The following is a 5,007-nucleotide window of genomic DNA, read 5'->3' as shown; positions in this document are numbered from 1 at the left end:
CGCAGAGATCGAGGCATGTCATGCATCCTTCAAAGCCCAGTCGGCGTGCGGTGCTCGCCGGCGGCGCCGCCACCGCCGCACTCGCCGCCGTCCCCGCCCTCACCGCGCCGTCCGCGCACGCCGCCAACGGTGCCGGCCCCGCCGACCGGCTCCGGCCCGGCCGGGGCACCGGTGGCCAGGGGGGTTCGCGCGGGCCGTACCGGTGGCGTACGGCGGTGATCGGCGGGACCGGGTTCATCACCGGTGTCCTGTTCCACCCGTCCGTGCGGGGCCTGGCGTACGCCCGTACGGACATCGGCGGCGCCTACCGCTGGGAGGACCGCACCGGCTGCTGGAAGCCGCTCACCGACCACATCGGCTGGGACGACTGGAACCTGCTGGGCGTCGAGGCCATGGCCGTCGACCCGGCCCACCCGGACCGCCTGTACCTGGCGCTCGGCACGTACACCCAGCCGTGGGCGGGCAACGGCGCCGTCCTCCGCTCCGACGACCGCGGCGCCACCTGGTCCCGTACCGACCTGGACGTGAAGCTCGGCGCGAACGAGGACGGCCGGGGCACCGGCGAGCGGCTCCTAGTCGACCCGCGCGACAGCTCGGTGCTGTGGCTGGGCACCCGGCACGACGGTCTGCTCAGGTCGGCCGACCGGGGCGCCACCTGGGGCCCCTCCCCCCTCCCCGCCTCCGCCGTCCCCTCCCCCACCGGCCAAGGTGTCACCTTCCTCGTCGCCGCCGGGCGCACCGTCTACGCGGGCTGGGGCGACGGCGACGGCGCCCTGTACCGCACCGCGGCCGGCGGCGGCTGGGAGCCCGTGCCGGGCCGGCCGGCGGGCGCCGCGGCGAAGGTCCCGATCCGTGCCGCGTACGACGCGGGCGCCCGCGCCCTGTACGTGACGTACGCGGACGCACCGGGCCCCAACGGCCAGTCCGACGGCTCCGTGCACCGCCTGGACACGGCGACCGGCCGGTGGACCGACGTGACGCCCGTACGCCCCGGACCCGGCGACACGTTCGGCTACGGCGGTGTCGCCACCGATCCGTGCCGCCCCGGCACCGTGGTCGTGTCCACCAACAACCGCTGGGGCCAGGTGGACACCCTGTTCCGCTCGACGGACGGCGGCGCCCGCTGGACGTCCCTGAAGGACACGGCCGTCCTCGACGTGTCGGAGACCCCCTTCCTCAACTGGGGCGACGGCACCCCCAAGTTCGGCTGGTGGATCCAGGCCGTCGCGCTCGACCCGTACGACTCCCGGCACATCGTGTTCGGGACGGGCGCGACGCTGTACAGCACCCGGGACCTGCGCCGCTGGGCGCCGCAGATCCGCGGCCTGGAGGAGAGCGCCGTCCGCCAGCTGATCTCGCCCCCGGCCGGGAGGGCGCATCTGCTCAGCGGGCTCGGCGACATCGGTGTGATGTACCACGAGCGGCTCACGTCGTCCCCGTCGCGCGGCATGGCGTCGAATCCGGTGTTCGGGTCGGCGACCGGACTCGCCCAGGCCGCGCTGCGGCCCGCGTACGTGGTGCGCACGGGCTGGGGCGACGCCGGCAACGGCGCGTACTCGACGGACGGCGGCCGGACGTGGGCGCCCTTCGCCGCCCAGCCCGCCATCGCCAAGGACGCTCCGGGGCCGATCGCCGTCAACGCGGACGGCAGCGTGCTGCTGTGGTCGTTCGCGCACTGGGACGGCACCAAGTACGCCGCGCACCGCTCCACCGACGGCGGCGCGACCTGGACCGAGGTCTCCTCCTTCCCGAAGGGCGCCACGCCGGTCGCCGACCCGGCCGACCCGACGCTCTTCTTCGCGTACGACACCGACACAGGAACCGTATATGTGAGCACTGACAGTGGTGCTTCGTTCACGGCGGGCGCGGGCGGACTGCCGTCCGGGGACGTGCAGTTCCGTATCGCGGCCGCCCCGGGGCGCAGCGGCGACCTGTGGCTGTCGGCCAAGTCGAACGGCCTCTACCGGTCGACGGACGGCGGCCGCTCCTTCACCGAGGTGACGAGCTGCCGGGCGTCGTACGCGCTCGGCTTCGGCGCGGCGGCGCCCGGCGGCGACGGCTACCCTGCGATCTACCAGACGGGCGCGGTCGACGACCTCACGGCCGTGTACCGCTCCGACGACACCGGACGCACCTGGGTGCGGATCAACGACGACGCGCACCAGTGGGGCTGGACGGGCGAGGTCATCACGGGCGACCCGCGGATCCACGGCCGCGTGTACCTGGGGACGAACGGCCGGGGCATCCAGTACGGGGACCCGGTCTGATGCCGGCGCTGCGCGACGCGACCCGGGGCCGGATCCTGTTCGGCGGCGACTACAACCCGGAGCAGTGGCCCGAGGAGACGTGGGCCGACGACGTACGGCTGATGAAGGAAGCGGGCGTCAACTCGGTCACGCTCGGTGTGTTCTCCTGGGCGCGGCTGGAACCGCGCCCGGGTGCCCGGGACTTCGGCTGGCTGGACCGGCTGATGGACCTACTGCACGCGCACGGTGTCGGTGTCGTGCTGGCCACGCCGACGGCGTCGCCGCCCCCGTGGATGGGGTCGCGGCATCCGGAGACGCTGCCGCGCGACGAGCACGGGCAGACGGTGTGGTGGGGGTCGCGGCAGCAGTTCTGCGCGAGCTCCCCCACGTACCGGGCGTACGCGGCGGCGATCACGGAGGATCTGGCGGCGCGGTACGGCGGGCATCCGGCGCTGACGATGTGGCACATCAACAACGAGTACTGCACGCACTGCTGGTGCGACGAGACGGCCCGGCACTTCCGCCGCTGGCTGGCCGCGCGGTACGGCACGGTGGAGGCGCTGAACGAGGCGTGGGGCACGGCGTTCTGGTCGCAGCGGTACGACGCGTGGGACGAGATCATTCCGCCGCGCCGGGCGCAGTACATGCGCAATCCGGCGCAGCAGCTGGACTTCCGCCGGTTCACGTCGGACGCGCTGCTGGAGTGCTATGCGGCGGAGCGGGACATCGTGGCGCGGCACACGCCGCTGGTGCCGGTGACGACGAACTTCATGCCGTTCTGGGTGGGTCAGGACGCGTGGGCGTGGGCCGGGCAGGAGGACGTCGTGTCCGTCGACATCTACCCGGACCCGAAGGACCCGTTCGGCGGGCAGTACAACGCGATGGTCGGCGACATGACGCGGTCGCAGGCGAACGGGCCGTGGATGGTGATGGAGCAGGCGGCGGGCCCGGTGAACTGGCGGGGTGTCAACCATCCCAAGCCGCCGGGCCTGAACCGGTTGCTGTCGCTGCAGTCGGTGGCGCGGGGCGCGGACGCGGTGTGCTACTTCCAGTGGCGGCAGTCGCGGCAGGGTGCGGAGAAGTTCCACTCGGGGATGGTGTCGCACGCGGGTGAGGAGGGGCGCACCTTCCGGGAGGTGAAGCGGATCGGTGCCGAGCTGGCCCGGCTGGGGCCGGAGGTGGCGGGTGCGCGGGTCGCGGCGGATGTGGCGGTGCTGCACGACTGGCACGCGTGGTGGGCGGGTCTGCAGGACGGGATGCCGTCGCGGGAGGTGGCGTACCCGGAGGTGGTGCGGGCGTGGCACCGGGCGCTGTGGGAGAACGGGTACGCGGCCGGGTTCGCGCATCCGGAGCACGATCTGAGCGGCTACCGGATGGTGGTGGTGCCGCAGCTGTATCTGCTGACGGACGCGGCGGTCGAGAATCTCGCCGGGTACGTGGCGGGCGGCGGCACGCTCGTGTCGGGGTTCCTGACGGGGGTCGCGGACGAGGACGACCGGGTACGGACGGGCGGGATGGATGTGCGGCTGCGGGAGCTGTTCGGGATCCGCACGCTGGAGGAGTGGTGGCCGCTGGACAAGGGCGAGACGGTCGCGTGCGACGGTTTCGACGGGACGCTGTGGTCGGAGGAGCTGGAGGCGGAGGGCGGTACGGAGGTGGTGGCCGCGTACCGGGGCGGGGAGCTGGCCGGGCTGCCCGCGGTGCTGCGCCGGGGCCGTGCGTGGTACGTGTCGACGCTGCCGGAGCCGGGTGCGCTGCGGGAGCTGCTGGGCCGTGCCGCCGCCGGGGCGGGTGTGCGGCCGGTGGTGGCGGGGCTGCCGGACCTCGTGGAGGCGGTGCGGCGCGGTGAGCTGCTGTTCGTACTGAATCACGGGCGGGTTCCGGTGACGGTGGAGCTGCCGGACGCCGCCGGGCCGTACCGGGATGTGCTGACCGGGGCGGAGGTGGCGGGGGCGCTGGAGCTGGAGCGGTTCGGGGTCGCGGTGCTGCGGGAGGCGGGGCGGTGACGGGCGGCGGTCCCGTCCACGGGACGTGGGAGGCGGAGCCGGCCGCGCGCTGGGAGGACGCGTTCCTGAGCGGTAACGGCCGCCACGGCGCCCTTGCGTTCGGTGATCCGGACGATGAACGGGTCGTCGTCACGCATCACACGCTGGTCCGCCCGGTGCCTGCGGCGGAGACGCTGCCGCCCCGGCTGGCGGACCGGCTCGCGGGGCTCCAGGACCGGCTGCTGGCCGGGGACGCGGCGGCCGCCGAGGGGTTCACGGACGGGCGGCCGCTGCGCTGGGTGGGGGCGTTCCACCCGGCGTTCGCGGTGCGGTTCCGGCGGGAGGGCGCGGGCGTCGCCGGGGGTGCGGGGGCGGGCGCTGCGGCGGGCTACCGCCGGGCGGTGGATTTCGCGACGGGTGTCGTACGGGCCGGCTGCCGGGGCCACGGGAGCCGGGTGTTCGTCTCGCGCGCCGACGACGTGATCGTGCAGTACGTGACGGGGGCGCCGGTCACGGCCGGGATCGCCCTGGACCACCGGCTGCCGGGCGCGCCCGACGCCCTGGCGGTCGGCCGCGGCACCGTCCTGGTGCCGGAGGGCGCGCTGCTCACGCTGCGGGCCCGTTACCCGGAGGACGACGGCCTGGGCTTCACTGGCGTCACGCTCGCCCTGGCCGGAGGCGGCGCCGAGACGGCCGTCGAGGGCGAGGGGCTGCGGGTGACGGGCGCCCGCGAGGTGCTGCTGCTCACGCGGGTGCGCCGCCACCCGGGCGAGCTG

3 protein-coding genes are annotated in these 5,007 nt (G+C 74.7%); all 3 read left to right on the top strand.

The window, feature by feature from the left end:
• The first annotated feature begins 20 nt into the window (after positions 1-20).
• Positions 21-2,267, top strand: coding sequence for a sialidase family protein (locus tag HTZ82_RS09415; RefSeq protein WP_175408860.1), 2,247 nt, complete (start codon positions 21-23; stop codon positions 2,265-2,267).
• Positions 2,267-4,252 (top strand): beta-galactosidase, encoded by a 1,986-nt coding sequence (locus tag HTZ82_RS09410; protein ID WP_175408859.1) that lies wholly within the window; start codon positions 2,267-2,269, stop codon positions 4,250-4,252. Before HTZ82_RS09415 ends, HTZ82_RS09410 begins: the two co-directional genes overlap by 1 nt.
• Positions 4,249-5,007, top strand: a 759-nt coding sequence (locus HTZ82_RS09405; RefSeq protein ID WP_175408858.1) for a glycoside hydrolase N-terminal domain-containing protein, incomplete at its 3' end; no start/stop codon positions are given. The genes HTZ82_RS09410 and HTZ82_RS09405, both read left to right, overlap by 4 nt.

The organism is Streptomyces sp. TRM64462 (genome assembly GCF_013362995.1).
Taxonomy (GTDB): Bacteria; Actinomycetota; Actinomycetes; order Streptomycetales; family Streptomycetaceae; genus Streptomyces.
This window is presented reverse-complemented; position numbering and strand designations above follow the sequence as displayed.